Genomic DNA, 15,286 nt, shown 5'->3' on the forward strand with positions numbered 1-15,286 from the left:
CGTTGGCCGGGGAACCTCAAGGGGCGGCTCATGCGCATCTACGCCATCGGCGACATCCACGGCCAGCTCGAGCGGCTGCGCGAGGCGCATGACCGCATCCTCCGCGACGGCGGCGAGGAGGCGAAGATCGTCCATGTCGGCGACCTGATCGACCGCGGGCCGGACTCGCGCGGGGTCGTCGAACTGCTGATGGAAGGGCAGGCGCGCGGCCGGGACTGGATCGTACTCAAGGGCAACCACGACCGCGCGCTGCCGAACTTCCTGCGCGATCCCCGCTGGATCGACCCGCGCGCGGCCGAGCGCAAGGACTGGATCGCCCGCGATGTCGGAGCCGAGGAGGCGCTTGCGTCCTACGGCATCCCCGACGCCGCCCGCCGCCCGCTGGAGGAGGTGCATGCCGAGGCCGTGGCGAAGGTGCCGGCCGATCACGCGCGCTGGCTTTCGGGCCTGCCCGCCTGGCACCTGACCCCGCTTGCCCTGTTCGTCCATGCCGGCATCCGCCCCGGCGTGGACCTTGGCGCGCAGATCGAGGACGACCTGCTGTGGATCCGCAAGCCCTTCCACGAGGACAGCCGCGACCATGGCGCGCTGGTGGTCCACGGCCATACCCCGGTGAGGCATCCGACCCACTACGGCAACCGCGTCAACATCGACAGCGGCGCGGGCCATGGCGGTCCTCTGACCGCGATCCGCCTGGACGCGGAAGGCGTCTGGGTGCTCGGCGAGGGTCCGCCCCGGCCGTTGCGGCCGAAAGCCGCATCCGGGCGGCCTGCTACGTGAGGTTTCCGGGACATTTGATGCATCCGTGACCGGGGGTCGATTTACTCGGGCCGCTCAATGCGTTAAGAGTTGTTCGGGATACCCACAGTCGGAAGACCCGATGCGCACGGCGAAATACAACATCGGCCAGGTGGTCCGCCACCGCGACCACCCGTTCCGCGGGGTGGTGTTCGACGTCGACCCGCAATTCTCGAACACCGAGGAATGGTACCAGTCCATCCCCGAGGATTGCCGTCCGTCCAAGGACCAGCCCTATTACCACCTGTATGCCGAAACCGAGGCGACCTATTACGTCGCCTATGTGTCGGAACAGAACCTCGTGCCCGACGCCTCGGGCGAGCCGCTGGAGCATCCCGACCTGGGCATCCGCTTCGGCGAGTTCCAGAACGGCCGCTATCCGCTGCAATACGGACTGAACTGAGCCGCGGATGGAGCCTTCGCTGATCGCGGCCCTGGTGGCGGCGGCCGCCGCGGCCGGGTTCGTCGATGCCATCGCGGGCGGCGGCGGGCTGATCACCGTGCCGGTGCTGATGCTGGCGGGACTGTCGCCGGAACAGGCGCTGGCCACCAACAAGGTACAGGGCAGCTTCGGCGCGGCCACGGCGGCCTTCAGCTACGGCCGCAGCGGCCTGGTCGATCTGCGCCGGCAGGTGCCGACGGCGGCTTTGGCCTTTGCGGCGGGCGGCGCGGGCGCGGCCCTGGTCACGGCCCTGCCGACCGACCTGCTGCGCGTCGCCCTGCCCGTCCTTCTGATCGGCATCGCGCTGTTCTTCGCGCTCAAGCCCGGGCTGAACGATCTCGACCGCACGGCGCGGCTGCGGCCGGCGCTGTTCGCCCTGACGGCCGTGCCCCTCATCGGCTTCTACGACGGGCTGATCGGGCCGGGCGCGGGGGCCTTCTACATGCTGGCCTTCGTGACGCTGGGGGGCTTCGGCATCCTGAAGGCGACGGCGCACACCAAGCTTCTGAACTTCGCCTCGAACATCGGCGGGCTGACGGTCTTCGCGCTGACCGGGCATCCGCTGTGGATCGCGGGGCTGGCGATGGGCGCGGGCCAGATCCTGGGTGCAGCCTTGGGATCGCGGCTGGCGATGCGGGTCGGCGCGCGGGTCATCAAGCCGCTGCTGGTCGTCACCTCGACGGCGCTGGCGCTGCGCCTCCTGTGGCAGATGCTCTGAAGGCCGGGGCGCTCAGAGCCGCAGGAAGCCTTCTGCAAGCCGCCGCTCGGCCACCTCGATCCCGCGCCAGTTCCGCAGGGGGCCGGTCAGGTACTTGTCCACCACGGGATGGTTCGCCTCAAGAAAGCCGTGATGGACAAGCAGCGCCGTGATCGCGGCCTCTGACGCGCGGGTGGCGCCATCCGCGACCTTCAGCGCGATGCCCATGCCCCGGTCCGGCGCAATGGCGATGAAGACCGCCTCGGCCCCGGTCTTGACGGCGACGCGGCCCTTCATGGCGCGCATGAGGTCCGTGCAGGCGCGCCCCTCGCCCGCGACCAGTTCGGGGTGCAGCGCCATGGCCTGCACCAGCCGCCGCATGGCCTGGCCCCGTGCGTCCTCTCCGCCGCAGGCGAAGGCCGACATCGCGCGGGCAAGACCCGCGACCGAGGTGGCGAAGTTCGGGGCCGAGCAGCCGTCGATTCCCATGCCCGCGATCGGCTCGCCCGTGACGTCCTCGGTCGCGGCGCGGATCGCCTGCTGCAACGGATGGTCGGGCAGGTGATAGTCGGGGCCCGCGCCATGATGCCGGGTCCAGGTCAGGAAGCCCGCGTGCTTGCCGGAACAGTTGTTGTGGATCTGGCAGGGCGCCTCGTCCGAGCAGGTCAGCCGCCGGTTCTCGGCCGGGTCCCAAGGCATGTGCGCGCCGCAGCGCAGATCGGGATCACCCAGGCCCAGAGCGTCCAGCCAGGCGCCGACGCGCTCGACATGAATGCGCGCCCCGCTGTGCGAGGCGCAGGACAGCGCCAGCTGTTCGGTCCCCAGCCGCGCCGCGTCGGCGGCCCCGCTTTCCAGCAGCGGCAGCGCCTGGATCATCTTGCAGGAGGAGCGCGGGAAGATCACCGCATCCGGGTCGCCCCAGGCCTCCACCATGCCGCCCCGGTCCCAGACCACCGCGTGGCCCCGATGGATGCTTTCCGGCAGGCCGCCCCGCCACAATTCGATCAGATCGGCCGCCGCCATCATCCAGCCCTTTGACAAATGCGCGATTTCCTGCCCGCAGGGGTTTTGCGGGCCGATGGTTTGCGGTTATTAGTCGCCATCAGGTCGCCAGACCACCGATTTGTGACAACCCGGCTCAACCGGGGCAGCAAGAGGGCACGAGCATGACGAAATCCATCTTCAACCTCGGCCTTGTGGCCGCGGCGCTGACGGCCCTTGCCGCGCCCGCGTTTGCCGCCGAGCCGAAGGTCCTGGGCAGCCAGGGCGACTGGACCGCCTTTGGGGGCGACGACCCCAAGGAATGCTGGGCCGTGTCCCCGCCCAAGTCCACCCGCAACACCGACGCCGAGGGCAACCCGCGCGAGGTGACGCGCAGCGACATCCGCCTGTACATCGCCTATCGTCCCGGCCAGAACGGCGAAGTGTCGTTCCAGGGCGGCTACCCCTTCGCCCCCGATTCCACCGTGGACGTGACCATCGGCAGCCAGACCTTCAAGCTGTTCACCGAAGGCGAGAACGCCTGGACCGGCTCTCCCGACGAGGATGCCAAGCTGATCAGCGCCCTGCGCGCGGGCTCCGAGGCGGTCGTGAAGGGCCGCTCGACCCGCGGCACCCGGACGACCGACACCTTCTCGCTGTCGGGCATCACCGCCATGACCAACGCGGCGCGCGACACCTGCCGCTGATCGCGGCTGCGGCGTTCCGCCACTTGCGTCCAAGCCGGGGCCGCCCCATCTGGGTGCGGCCCCCTTCCTTTTCCCCGCCGCTGGATTCCCGCCGATGACGACGCATGCCGCCCCGACCCTTGAGACGCAGCCCGCGCCGGCCGCGCCGATCGTGCAGGATGTGCGGACAATCCCGCGCAGGCTGGACGCGGGTGCCCGCACCAACATCGTCGGGCTGACGCGCGAGCAGTTGCGTGACGCCCTGATCGCCGCCGGCACGCCCGAGCGGCAGGCCAGGATGCGCGTGGGCCAGATCTGGCAATGGGTCTATCACTGGGGCCTGCGCGACTTCGCGCAGATGACGAACCTCGCCAAGGATTATCGCGCCTTCCTGGCCGAGCGCTTCGAGATCGCCCTGCCCGAGGTCGTCACGCGCCAGATCAGCGACGACGGCACCCGGAAGTACCTGCTGCGCATCGCGGGCGGGCATGAGGTCGAAACGGTCTATATCCCCGAGGAAGGCCGCGGGACGCTTTGCGTGTCCTCGCAGGTCGGCTGCACCCTGACCTGCACCTTCTGCCACACCGGGACGCAGAAGCTGGTGCGCAACCTGACGGCGGGCGAGATCGTGGGCCAGCTGATGGTCGTGCGCGACGACCTAGGCGAATGGCCCGAGCCGGGCGCGCCCAAGGACGAGACGCGGCTGGTGTCGAACCTCGTGCTGATGGGCATGGGCGAGCCGCTTTACAACTTCGACAACGTGCGCGACGCCATGAAGGTCGTGATGGATGGCGAGGGGCTGAGCCTGTCGCGCCGCCGCATCACGCTGTCCACCTCGGGCGTCGTGCCCGAGATCGCGCGCACCGCCGAGGAGATCGGCTGCCAGCTTGCCGTCAGCTTCCACGCCACCACCAACGAGGTGCGCGACAAGCTGGTGCCCATCAACAAGCGCTGGAACATCGACGAGCTGCTGGGCGCGCTGCGCGAATATCCCCGCCTGTCGAACAGCGAGCGGATCACCTTTGAATACGTGATGCTGGACGGCGTGAACGACACGGATGATGACGCGCGCCGCCTGATCCGGCTGATCCGCGGCATTCCGGCCAAGATCAACCTGATCCCCTTCAACGAATGGCCGGGCGCGCCCTACCGGCGGTCGTCCTGGGACCGGATCGAGGCCTTCGCCGACATCATCTACAAGGCGGGCTACGCCAGCCCCATCCGCACACCGCGCGGCGAGGACATCATGGCCGCCTGCGGGCAGCTGAAGTCGGCCACCGAGCGCGGCCGCAAGTCGGCGGCTCAGGTCGCGGCCGAGGCCGGGATCGCCTGATCCAGCCGGACCGCGACCTCCTCGGCGATCGCCAGGGATGAGGTCAGGCCCGGGCTTTCGATGCCGAACAGGTTGACGAGGCCGGGGATGCCATGCGTTTCCGGCCCGTCGATGCGGAAGTCGGCGGCGGGCTCGCCCGGCCCGCTGATCTTGGGGCGGATGCCGCAATAGGTGGGCGCCAGCGCGCCTTCGGGCAGGCCGGGCCAGTAGCGGCGGATCTCGGCTTCGAAATGCGCCTGCCGGTCGGGGTTCACGCGATAGTCGATGCCGTCGATCCACTCGACATCGGGGCCGAAGCGCATGGAGCCGCCGAGGTCCAGCGTCAGGTGGACGCCGAGGCCGCCCGGCTCGGGCACCGGATAGATCAGGCGCGAAAAGGCAGGCCTGCCGGGCGCGGCATAATAGCTGCCGCGCGCATAGCGGGTGACGGGGACATGCGCCGGGTCGAGCCCCTGCACCGCCTGCGCCACCTGCGAGGCCCAGAGCCCGGCGGCGTTGACCACCATGTCGGCAGCCAGCCGGAAGCGCTCGCCATCCGTTTCGGTGTCCACGATGAAGCCGCCGGAGGCGGGCTCGATGGCGACGACCTGCGTGCCCAAGGCCAGCATGGCCCCTGCATCTTCGGCATCCGCCAGCAGCGCCTCCATCAGCGCATGGCTGTCCACGATGCCCGTTTCCGGCGACAGAAGGGCGCCATGGCAGGACAACGCCGGTTCAAGCTCCATGGCCTGCGCCCCGCTCAGCATGGTCAGCGCGACGCCATTCGCCGCCGCATGGCCCGCGATGCTGTCCAGCACCGCCAGTTGCTCGGGCGCCGTCGCCACGATCAGCTTGCCGCAGCGCCGGTGGGGCACCCCCCGCCCCGCGGCATAGTCGTAGAGCATTCCCCGGCCTGCCGTGCAGAGCCGCGCCTTGAGGCTGCCGGGCGCGTAATAGATGCCCGCGTGGATCACCTCGGAGTTGCGGGAACTCGTCTCGGTTCCGATGGCATCGGCCTTTTCGGCGATGATGACCTCGGTCCCGCGCAGGGCCAGGGCGCGAGCCACGGCCAGTCCCACGACGCCCGCGCCCACGACGATGCAGCCGACCCGATCCATGCCCGAACTCCGCCCAAGAAAAAGGCCCGCCCCGAAGGGCGGGCCGTTCATCCGATATGACCGGCGCCTCAGCGGGGCGCGATCATCATCACCATCTGCCGGCCTTCCAGCTTCGGCATGGACTCGATCTTGCCCGTCTCGCCCACGTCGTCGCGGACGCGATTCAGAAGCTCCATCCCCAGATTCTGGTGGGCCATCTCGCGGCCCCGGAAACGCAGGGTGATCTTGACCTTGTCGCCGTCCTCGAGGAACCGCTTCACCGACCGCATCTTGACGTCGTAGTCGTGGTCATCGGTCCCGGGACGGAACTTGATTTCCTTGATCTCGATCGTCTTCTGCTTCTTGCGGGCCTCGGCCTCGCGCTTCTGCTGTTCGTACTTGAACTTGCCGAGGTCCATGATCTTGCAGACCGGCGGCACGGCGTTGGGCGAGATCTCGACCAGATCCAGTCCGGCTTCCTGGGCCAGCGCGAGTCCGCGCGCGGGGGAAACCACCCCGATGTTTTCCCCGTCGGCGCCGATCAGGCGGATTTCCGGGACCCTGATCCGATCGTTGGTGCGGGGGCCGGTATCGCGGGTGGGCGGAGCGTTGTGCGGTCTGCGGGCTATGGGCGTCGTCCTTGCATGGTTGAAAGAGTCGATCACGAGATAATCAAGCGCGCCCCGCGATTCAACAGGCAAGGCGCGCCCGGCAGGCAAGCGTGCGGGTTTTCCGGGGCGTCGCGCTGTGCGATAGAAGAGCTGTCCTCCTTCTGCCGGGGCGAGTGCGGCGGCGCGGGCGGGCGATGGATCATGGGGTTTCGCTGATGACGCGCCTTGGGGCTGTGATTCTCGTTCTGGTCATCCTTCTGGCCGGTGTCTTTGCCTGGCAGTGGCAGTCGCGCCAACCGGCCGAGCCGGTGGCAACCGCCCCTGCCCCCGTGTCGGCCGATCCGGCCGATCCGGCCGCGCAGGCAAGCGACAGCGCCGCATCGGCCGCAGGCAGCGCCGCCGATGCCGCGGCCGACGCGGCGGACGTGGCCGCCGATGCCGCCGCAAGCGCGACGCAGGCCGCCGAAGGCACCGCCGCAGTGCCGCTGGACGAGGCCGCGCGCGAGGCGCAGGCGGCTGCCGAGGCCGCCATCCAGGCGGCCGCCGAGGCGGCGGATGCGGCGGCGCAGGCCCAGGCCGGGGCACAGGCGGGCGACGCCACGGATGCCGCCGCCGCGACCCAGACGGCAGGCTCTGCCGCGCGCGAGGCGGGGATTGCCGCCGGGACCGCCACCACCGCCGCGCGCACCGCCGCCGAGATCGACCGGCTGCTGACCCCCGAGGGCTTCAACGCCCCGGAAGTCGCCGCCCTGATCGATTCGAGCAACCTCGAGCCCGCGCAGAAGCAGTCGCTGAAGACCATCGTGACGGCTGCCTCGAGCAGCCCGGCGATGCTGCGCTCGGCGCTGGAACAGGTGCGGGCGGTGCTGCGGTGAACGAGGCAAGTCCCCTTGTCCGGCCCGATCCGGCCGACCCGCAGGGCCTGAACGACACCTCGCGCCCCGCGCCCGCCCCGTTGCCCGCGGCGGCCGAGACGCCGCCGGCCGCGCCCTTCCGTCCCGTCCCGCTCGACGCCTTCCTGGCAAGCCCCGGCGACCACCTGCGCCGCGGCCCCATCGCGATCATCCTGGTCGAGGACCACGTCGCGGTTGCGGCGACCCTGGCCCATCACATGGAGGCGGGCTTCAAGAAGATCCTCGCCCTGTCGCCCGAGCCGCTGTCCCCCGCCGACCTGCCTCCCGATCCCAAGGGGCGGGTGCTGAACCTGCTGTTCGACGCGCGCATGGCAGGGGCGCATGTCCGCGCAGTCAACGCCGTGATCGAGGCGGCGCCGGCGGACACCTGGCTTTACTACGGCTACAACGCCGAGTTCCTGTTCTACCCCTTCTCGGAAAGCCGCGGCGTGGGCGAGATGCTGGCCTTTCACGCCGAAGAACGCCGGCGGGGGATGCTGACCTACGTGATCGACCTTTATGCCCCGGACCTGGCGCGTCATCCCGATGCCGTCAGCATGGACGAGGCGATGTTCGACCGGACCGGCTATTACGCCCTTGGCCGTTCCGACCGGAACGGCGGCACCCGCGAGCGGCAGCTGGACTTCTACGGCGGGCTGCGCTGGCGCTTCGAGGAGCACCTGCCCGCCGACCGCCGACGCATCGACCGCATCGCGCTGTTCCGCACCGAAACGGGCCTGCGTCTTCTGCCCGACCACCGGCTGTCCATCCAGGAATACAACACCTATTCCTGTCCCTGGCACAACAACCTGACGGCGGCGGTGGCCTCGTTCCGGGTGGCGAAGGCCCTGGTGCGCAATCCCGGCTCGCGCGAGCAGATCCGGAGTTTCACCTGGCGCAACTCGGAACCCTTCCGCTGGTCCTCGCACCAGCTGATGGAGCGCGGGCTGATGGAGCCGGGGCAGTGGTTCTGACGCCGGGCTGACTGACGGCGCGCAGGAAAAAGGGGGCCTTTCGGCCCCCTTCCGCACGTCCCGAGGGCGCGCGACCGGCGCCCGGCCTGCGTCAGATGACGCCCAGCGCGCGCATCGCCTCGGCCACGCGGACGAAGCCCGCGATGTTGGCGCCCAGGACATAGTCGCCGGGCGCGCCGTATTCCTCGGCCGTCTCGGCGCAGACGTCGTGGATGTCGGTCATGATGCCGTCCAGCCGCTCGACCGTTTCCTCGAAGGTCCAGCTGTCACGCGAAGCGTTCTGCTGCATCTCGAGGGCCGAGGTGGCGACGCCACCCGCGTTCGCGGCCTTGCCGGGGGCGTAAAGCACCTCGCCTTGGCGGAACGCGTCCACCGCGTCCGGGGTGCAGGGCATGTTGGCGCCCTCGGCCACCACGCGCACGCCGTTCTGGATCAGGGTCTTGGCATGGCGGCCGTTCAGTTCGTTCTGCGTCGCGCAGGGCAGAGCGATCTCGCAGGGCACATCCCAGATCGCGCCCTTGCCCGCCTCGACGAAATAGGTGCCGGTGCCCTTGATGCGGGCATATTCCGAAACGCGGCCGCGGCGCCTTTCCTTGATCTCGCGGAGCAGGGTCAGGTCCAGCCCGTTCTCGTCCACGACATACCCGCCCGAATCCGAGCAGGCGACGACCTTGGCGCCGTATTCCTGCAGCTTCTCGATGGCGAACGTGGCCACGTTGCCCGAACCCGAGACGACGGCCGTGCGTCCCTCGAAGTCCTCGCCCACGGCCTTGAGCATCGAGCGCACGAAGAAGACCGCGCCGTATCCGGTGGCCTCGGGACGCGCGCGCGAGCCGCCGTAGGACAGGCCCTTGCCGGTCAGAACGCCCGCCTCGTAGCGGTTCGTCAGGCGCTTGTACTGCCCGAACATGTAGCCGATCTCGCGCCCGCCCACGCCGATGTCGCCCGCCGGCACGTCGGTGTATTCGCCCAGGTGCCGGTGCAGTTCCAGCATGAAGGACTGGCAGAAGCGCATGATCTCGCGGTCGCTGCGCCCCTTGGGGTCGAAGTCCGAGCCGCCCTTGCCGCCGCCGATGGGCATGGTGGTCAGCGCGTTCTTGAAGGTCTGCTCAAAGCCCAGGAACTTGATGATCCCGACATTGACCGAGGGGTGGAAGCGGATGCCCCCCTTGTAGGGGCCAAGCGCCGAGTTGAACTGGACGCGGAAGCCGCGGTTGATCTGGACGCGGTTCTGGTCGTCGATCCACGGCACGCGGAAGATGATCTGGCGCTCGGGCTCGCAGATGCGCTCGATCAGGCCCTCTTCCAGATATTCGGGATGCTTGGCGACGACGCGGCCAAGGCTTTCCATGACCTCGATCACGGCCTGGTGGAACTCGGGCTCGCCTGCGTTGCGCTCCTTCACCGTGGTGAGGATATGTTGAAGCTTGTCGTCGATGCGCGCCATGTCCGTTCCGCCGTTGTTGGTGTCGGCGGGCGGGATAGTCCCAAGCCGCAGCCGTCCACAACCGACTTGCGCAATTTTTGTGCTAAGTTCGGGTCAAAAAATAGGCACTCTGTGAAATGTGGGTGCAGCGCGCGCAAGGTTTCAGTGGCCGGGCAGAGGCTCCCTCGCCTGCTTGCGCGGTTTGCCGCCCGGATGATAGACGCGGGAAAAGCCGGCATGGGCCGGCGTGGACAAACAGGACCGAACCGCATGGCAATGGAACAGACCCGCTTCGACAAGGGCGACCTTCTGGCCTGCGCGCGGGGCGAGTTGTTCGGCCCCGGCAATGCCCAGCTTCCCGAGCCGCCGATGCTGATGATGGACCGCATCACCGACATCAGCGAGGACCGGGGCGCCCATGGCAAGGGCCACGTGGTGGCCGAGTTCGACATCACCCCCGACCTGTGGTTCTTCGCCTGCCACTTCCCCGGGAACCCCATCATGCCGGGCTGCCTCGGGCTTGACGGGCTGTGGCAGCTGACGGGCTTCAACCTGGGCTGGCGCGGCTGGACCGGGCGCGGCTATGCGCTGGGCGTGGGCGAGGTCAAGCTGACCGGCATGGTCCGGCCCGACCGCAAGCTGCTGACCTACAAGGTCGATTTCACAAAAGCCGTGCAGACCCGCCGGCTGACCATGGGCGTGGCCGACGGCATCGTGGAAGCCGATGGCGAGGTCATCTACCAGGTCAAGGACATGAAGGTCGCTCTTTCCGAGAGCTGAACAAGAAAGGCTGCATCATGCGCCGCGTCGTCATCACCGGGCTGGGGATCGTCTCGCCCATCGGCAACAACGCCGCCGAGGTCACCGAAAGCCTGCGCACGGGCCGCTCGGGGATCGTCTTCTCGCCCGAATACGCCGAGCGGGGATTCCGCAGCCAGGTCGAGGGGCGGCCCACCATCGACATCGCCGCCCATGTGGACAAGCGCGACCTGCGCTTCATGGGCGAGGGCGCGGCCTGGAACTTCATCGCCATGCAGCAGGCCATCGCGGATTCGGGGCTTGAGCCGGGCGATGTTTCCAACCCGCGCACGGGCCTCGTGATGGGCTCGGGCGGGCCGTCGACGTCGAACTTCTTCAACGCCCACCAGATCGTCGTGGAAAAGGGCGCGCCCAAGCGCATGGGGCCGTTCATGGTCACGCGCTGCATGTCCTCGACGAACTCGGCCTGCCTTGCCACGCCGTTCTCGATCAAGGGCGTGAACTATTCGATCACCTCGGCCTGCTCGACCAGCGCGCATTGCATCGGCAACGGGACCGAGCTGATCCAGATGGGCAAGCAGGACATCGTCTTCGCCGGCGGCGGCGAGGAACTGGATTGGACGCTGAGCTGCCTGTTCGACGCGATGGGCGCGATGTCGTCCAAGTACAACGACGCGCCGGAAACCGCCTCGCGCCCCTTCGACGTGACCCGCGACGGCTTTGTCATCGGCGGCGGCGGCGGCGTGGTCGTGCTGGAGGAGCTTGAGCACGCGAAGGCCCGCGGCGCGAAGATCTACGCCGAGGTGACGGGCTACGGCGCGACCTCGGACGGCTACGACATGGTCGCGCCCTCGGGCGAGGGCGGCGAGCGGTCCATGCGGCTGGCGCTGGACACCCTGCCGGAAGGCCGCAGCATCAGCTATGTGAACGCGCATGGCACCTCGACCCCCGTGGGGGACGTCACCGAGATCAAGGCCCTGCGCCGGGTCTTCGGCGAGGGCGCGGTGCCCAAGGTTTCCTCGACCAAGTCGCTGACCGGCCACAGCCTGGGCGCCACGGGCGTGCACGAGGCGATCTATTCGCTGCTGATGATGCAGCACGGCTTCATTTCGGCCTCGGCCAACGTCAAGGAACTCGACCCCGAGATCCGGCCCGAGGAGATTGCCACCCAGCGCATCGACAACGTCGATTTCGACAGCGTGCTGTCCAACAGCTTCGGCTTCGGCGGCACCAACGCGACGCTGGTGATGTCCAAGTTCCGCGACTGACATTCAAACAAGGATCTTTGTCCATGCCGGGATTGCTCGAGGGGAAACGCGGCCTTGTGATGGGGGTCGCCAATGACCGCTCGATCGCCTGGGGCATCGCAAGGGCGCTGGCCGCGCAGGGGGCGGAACTGGCCTTCACCTACCAGGGCGAGGCCTTCGGCAAGCGGGTGCAGCCCCTGGCGGAATCGGTCGGGTCGGACATCCTGCTGGACGTGGACGTGACCGACGACGCCTCGCTGGACGCGGCCTTCGCGGCGCTGGGGGAACGCTGGGGACGGCTGGACATCGTGGTCCACGCCATCGCCTTTTCCAACAAGGACGAGCTGACCGGCCGCTTCGTGGACACGAGCCGGGCGAACTTCAAGCAGTCGCTGGACATCTCCTGCTATTCGCTGATCGAGGTCGCGCGCCGCTCGCTGCCGCTGATGACCGAGGGCGGCACGATCCTGACCCTGACCTATGCCGGCTCGAACCGCGTCACGCCCTTCTACAACGTCATGGGCGTGGCCAAGGCGGCGCTGGAATCGGCGGTGCGCTATCTGGCGAACGACCTGGGGCCGCAGGGCATCCGGGTGAACGCGATCAGCCCCGGCCCGATGAAGACGCTGGCCGGCGCGGCCATCGGCGGCGCCCGCAAGACCTATCGCCATACCGAGGCGAACGCCCCCCTGCGCGCCAACGCGACGCTGGAGGCGATCGGCGGCACGGCGGTGTGGCTCGCCTCGGACTGGGGCGCCTGCACCACCGGAGAGGTCGTGACCGTGGACGGCGGCTATCACGTCCTCGGGATGCCGCAATCCGAGAATATCTGACGGGACCGTCCGGCGGGGATCAGACCCGCCGTCCCTCGACCCAGATGCCGCGCACGGCCGCCGCAGTACCGATGCGCGCCACGCGGATCACGTCGGCACGCGCGCCGGGAACAAGGTGCCCCCGGTCGTCCAGTCCCGTCGCCTCGGCGGGCGCGGCCGTCACGCAGGCGATCCCGCGCGCCATGTCGCCCCACAGGTCGCCCAGCATCAGCGCACCCGACAGCAGCGAGGACGGCACGTAGTCCGAGGACAGGATGTCCAGCAGGTCGGCGCGCGCCAGTTCCTCGGCCGCCACGTTGCCGCTGTGCGAGCCGCCCCGGATCAGGTTCGGCGCGCCCATCATCACGCGGATACCGTGGGCATGGCAGGCCCGCGCCGCCTCGACCGTGGTGGGGAACTCGGCGAAATGGACCCCGTGGCCCGCGCTGACGGCCACATGCCCTGCCGTGGTGTCGTCGTGGCTGGCCAGCACCGCGCCATAGCGCCGCGCCTCGGCCACGGCGGTTGCCTCGTGCAGGTCGCCCACGCGGGCGCGCAGGGCGCGCTGCTCGGCCAGGTGCTGCTGGAAGACCTCCTCGGTCAGCCCGTGGCGGCCGATGACATAGTCCCGCAGCTTGCTCACGTCGCGGAACTGCCGTTCGCCCGGGGTGTGGTCCATCAGGCTGACGATCCCGACGCTGTCACGGGGACCGAACTTGGCCATCTCCTCGACCAGCGTTTCGGAACAGATCTCGGCCCGCAGATGCAGGAAATGGCTGATCCGCAGCGCTCCCTGCCCGCGCAGTTCCAGGATCTCGTCGGCCAGCGCGCGGGCGTATTCGCTGTAGTTGGCATCCTCGTTCGACACGACCGAACCCACCCGCAGCGCGTCGAAGACGGTGGTGATCCCGACGCTGGCCAGTTCCGCGTCATGGGCGATGATCGCCGCCCCATGCGGCCAGTCCACGCGGGGACGCGGCTGGATGTGGCGTTCCAGGTTGTCGGTGTGCAGTTCGATCAGCCCCGGCATGACCAGGTCGCCCCCGCAGTCGATGGCGCCTGCGGGAACGCCCGTGCCTTCCGCGATCTCGGCGATCCGGCCCCCCGACAGCCGCACCTGCCCGCGCAGGGTCTCGGTCGGCATGACCAGGGTGGCATTGGCGAGGATCGTGTCGGTCATCGGGCAGTCCTGTCTTGCGGATGCGGAACAGCCCCGGCATGCGGGCCGTTCGGGGGTCAGCATCCCGGGAGGTATGGATGAAACGCTTTGCCGTCTATTACGCGCCGCGCCAAGGAGAGTTTGCCGCCCGCACCGCCGCCTGGCTGGGCTGGGACGCCGCGTCGGGGCGCGAGGTGGCCCGGCCCGACCTGCCCGGCCTGCCCTGCCACGCGGCGGAGATCACGCGCGACCCGCGGAAATACGGCTTCCACGGCACGATCCGCGCGCCCTTCCGCCTGGGCGAGGGCGTCAGCCCGGACGATGCCGTGGCGACGGTCGAGGCGCTGGCCGCGCGGCTTGCCCCTGTGTCCTGCGTTGGGCTGCGGATGGTGGACCTGCACGGCTTTCTCGCGCTGATCCCCGAGGACTGCGACGACGAACTCAAGGCGCTGGCCGCAGCCGTGGTCGAGGGCACGAACCACCTCCGCGCGCCGCTGACCAGGGAAGAGATCGCCAGGCGCAAGCCTGACCGGTTGTCGCCCCGCCAGCGCGAGCTGCTGGACCGCTGGGGCTATCCCTTCGTCATGGAGGAGTTCCAGTTCCACCTGACCCTGACCGACAAGCTGCCCGAGGACCAGCGCCCCCAGGTCATGGCGGCCCTGCAGGAATATCTCTCTTCCGTCCTGCCACGCCCCTTCGTGATCGAGGACCTGTGCCTTCTTGGCGAGGAGATGGACGGCCGCTTTCACCTGCTTCACCGCGCCGCCCTGTCCGGCTGAAGCGCGGCCAGTAGGCGCGCCACGCCGTCTTCCACCGCGCCGTCGTTCGCCACCACGGTCGCGCGGGTGCCGGGCGGCAGGTCGAACGAGGCGCGCCCGAGCCTCTCGCGGATGTCGGCCTCGTTTTCGCGCCCCCGGGCTGCAAGGCGCGCGGCCAGCACCGGGGCCGATGCGGTGACGAGGATCACCCGCAGATCGGGAAAGGCCGCCTGCGCGGCGGGCAGGGCGGCGCGGCTGCCGTTGAAGATCACGTCGCCGCCCTGCAACTGGTCGTGGGGGATGCCGTAGCGCAGCCCGTGGGCTTCCCAGTCCAGCGCGAACGCGCCGCGCGCCTTTCGGGCGGCGAACGCCTCGGGGGTGACGCCCTCGAAATCCTCGCCCCCCGCCTCGGTCGGGCGGGTGATCACGCGGCGCGCGAGCCGCAGGTCGGGCCGCCGTTCCAGGGCGCCCGCGATCAGCGTGTCCTTGCCCGCGCCCGAGGGACCCACGACCGCAAAGATCATGCCGCACCTCTCCTTTGCCAGGCCGCCGCTGCCGCGCCGCTGGTCCCCGTTCCCCGTATCCGCCGGATGTGCCCCCGGCACGCGCGTGGGTCAACCCGCTGTTGCCCCCG

The 15,286-nt window shown here is 69.4% G+C and carries 17 protein-coding genes; 11 read left to right on the forward strand and 6 right to left on the reverse strand.

Annotated features, from left to right (window positions below; translation table 11 throughout):
• Window positions 1-30: 30 nt before the first annotated feature.
• The 3 genes from CK240_RS06615 to CK240_RS06625 all read left to right on the forward strand — a co-directional run bounded on the left by CK240_RS06615 (window position 31) and on the right by CK240_RS06625 (window position 1,958).
• A complete protein-coding gene (locus tag CK240_RS06615) occupies window positions 31-780 on the forward strand; it encodes a metallophosphoesterase family protein (RefSeq protein WP_095639558.1) in 750 nt (249 codons plus the stop codon).
• A gap of 100 nt (window positions 781-880) precedes the next feature.
• The gene (gene hspQ / locus CK240_RS06620; RefSeq protein WP_095639559.1) at window positions 881-1,201 is read left to right on the forward strand and encodes a heat shock protein HspQ; all 321 of its coding nucleotides are present in this window, start codon (window positions 881-883) and stop codon (window positions 1,199-1,201) included.
• Between the two features lie 7 nt (window positions 1,202-1,208).
• The gene (locus tag CK240_RS06625) at window positions 1,209-1,958 is read left to right on the forward strand and encodes a TSUP family transporter (RefSeq protein WP_095639560.1); all 750 of its coding nucleotides are present in this window, start codon (window positions 1,209-1,211) and stop codon (window positions 1,956-1,958) included.
• Window positions 1,959-1,970: 12 nt separating this feature from the next.
• On the opposite strand, the gene CK240_RS06630 is transcribed toward CK240_RS06625, so the two are convergent.
• Entirely contained in the window at window positions 1,971-2,963 is a 993-nt protein-coding gene (locus tag CK240_RS06630) for an asparaginase (RefSeq protein ID WP_167649991.1), read from the reverse strand.
• A gap of 140 nt (window positions 2,964-3,103) precedes the next feature.
• On the opposite strand from CK240_RS06630, the gene CK240_RS06635 reads away from it, so the two are divergent.
• Window positions 3,104-3,625, forward strand: coding sequence for an invasion associated locus B family protein (locus CK240_RS06635; RefSeq protein ID WP_095639561.1), 522 nt, complete (start codon window positions 3,104-3,106; stop codon window positions 3,623-3,625).
• A 94-nt stretch (window positions 3,626-3,719) separates the two neighbouring features.
• A complete protein-coding gene (gene rlmN / locus CK240_RS06640; RefSeq protein WP_095639562.1) occupies window positions 3,720-4,937 on the forward strand; it encodes a dual-specificity RNA methyltransferase RlmN in 1,218 nt (405 codons plus the stop codon).
• On the opposite strand, the gene CK240_RS06645 is transcribed toward rlmN, so the two are convergent.
• Both CK240_RS06645 and infC read right to left on the reverse strand, forming a co-directional pair.
• Window positions 4,907-6,034, reverse strand: a complete 1,128-nt coding sequence (locus CK240_RS06645) for an NAD(P)/FAD-dependent oxidoreductase (RefSeq protein WP_095639563.1) — start codon at window positions 6,032-6,034, stop codon at window positions 4,907-4,909. The genes rlmN and CK240_RS06645 overlap by 31 nt on opposite strands.
• 68 nt (window positions 6,035-6,102) lie before the next feature.
• Complete coding sequence (infC, locus tag CK240_RS06650; protein ID WP_240517321.1) at window positions 6,103-6,678, reverse strand: translation initiation factor IF-3; 576 nt, start codon at window positions 6,676-6,678, stop codon at window positions 6,103-6,105.
• A gap of 161 nt (window positions 6,679-6,839) precedes the next feature.
• Here infC and CK240_RS06655 point away from each other — a divergent pair, with 161 nt between their 5' ends.
• Together CK240_RS06655 and CK240_RS06660 are read left to right on the forward strand one after the other, a co-directional pair.
• Window positions 6,840-7,499 carry a hypothetical protein gene (locus CK240_RS06655; protein WP_135058800.1) on the forward strand — a complete coding sequence of 220 codons (660 nt, stop codon included), beginning with the start codon at window positions 6,840-6,842 and terminating at the stop codon, window positions 7,497-7,499.
• Window positions 7,500-7,642: 143 nt separating this feature from the next.
• Window positions 7,643-8,491 (forward strand): glycosyltransferase family 2 protein, encoded by an 849-nt coding sequence (locus CK240_RS06660; protein ID WP_205957780.1) that lies wholly within the window; start codon window positions 7,643-7,645, stop codon window positions 8,489-8,491.
• A gap of 91 nt (window positions 8,492-8,582) precedes the next feature.
• Here CK240_RS06660 and gdhA read toward each other — a convergent pair whose 3' ends face one another.
• Window positions 8,583-9,938, reverse strand: a complete 1,356-nt coding sequence (gene gdhA, locus CK240_RS06665) for an NADP-specific glutamate dehydrogenase (RefSeq protein WP_095639565.1) — start codon at window positions 9,936-9,938, stop codon at window positions 8,583-8,585.
• Window positions 9,939-10,187: 249 nt separating this feature from the next.
• On the opposite strand from gdhA, the gene fabA reads away from it, so the two are divergent.
• The 3 genes from fabA to CK240_RS06680 are packed head-to-tail and all read left to right on the forward strand — an operon-like array spanning window position 10,188 to window position 12,756.
• On the forward strand, window positions 10,188-10,697 hold the full coding sequence (gene fabA / locus CK240_RS06670) for a bifunctional 3-hydroxydecanoyl-ACP dehydratase/trans-2-decenoyl-ACP isomerase (protein WP_090751533.1): 510 nt from the start codon (window positions 10,188-10,190) through the stop codon (window positions 10,695-10,697).
• Between the two features lie 17 nt (window positions 10,698-10,714).
• Window positions 10,715-11,944 (forward strand): beta-ketoacyl-ACP synthase I, encoded by a 1,230-nt coding sequence (fabB, locus tag CK240_RS06675; RefSeq protein ID WP_095639566.1) that lies wholly within the window; start codon window positions 10,715-10,717, stop codon window positions 11,942-11,944.
• A gap of 23 nt (window positions 11,945-11,967) precedes the next feature.
• Window positions 11,968-12,756 carry an enoyl-ACP reductase FabI gene (locus tag CK240_RS06680; RefSeq protein ID WP_095639567.1) on the forward strand — a complete coding sequence of 263 codons (789 nt, stop codon included), beginning with the start codon at window positions 11,968-11,970 and terminating at the stop codon, window positions 12,754-12,756.
• 19 nt (window positions 12,757-12,775) lie between these two features.
• On the opposite strand, the gene CK240_RS06685 is transcribed toward CK240_RS06680, so the two are convergent.
• Window positions 12,776-13,915, reverse strand: a complete 1,140-nt coding sequence (locus tag CK240_RS06685) for an alpha-D-ribose 1-methylphosphonate 5-triphosphate diphosphatase (protein ID WP_095639568.1) — start codon at window positions 13,913-13,915, stop codon at window positions 12,776-12,778.
• A gap of 77 nt (window positions 13,916-13,992) precedes the next feature.
• Here CK240_RS06685 and CK240_RS06690 point away from each other — a divergent pair, with 77 nt between their 5' ends.
• A complete protein-coding gene (locus tag CK240_RS06690) occupies window positions 13,993-14,673 on the forward strand; it encodes a DUF1045 domain-containing protein (protein ID WP_095639569.1) in 681 nt (226 codons plus the stop codon).
• On the opposite strand, the gene phnN is transcribed toward CK240_RS06690, so the two are convergent.
• Entirely contained in the window at window positions 14,649-15,176 is a 528-nt protein-coding gene (gene phnN, locus CK240_RS06695; protein WP_095639570.1) for a phosphonate metabolism protein/1,5-bisphosphokinase (PRPP-forming) PhnN, read from the reverse strand. The genes CK240_RS06690 and phnN overlap by 25 nt on opposite strands.
• Window positions 15,177-15,286 lie beyond the last annotated feature (110 nt).

This window comes from Paracoccus salipaludis (assembly GCF_002287065.1).
GTDB classification, from domain to species: Bacteria; Pseudomonadota; Alphaproteobacteria; order Rhodobacterales; family Rhodobacteraceae; genus Paracoccus; species Paracoccus salipaludis.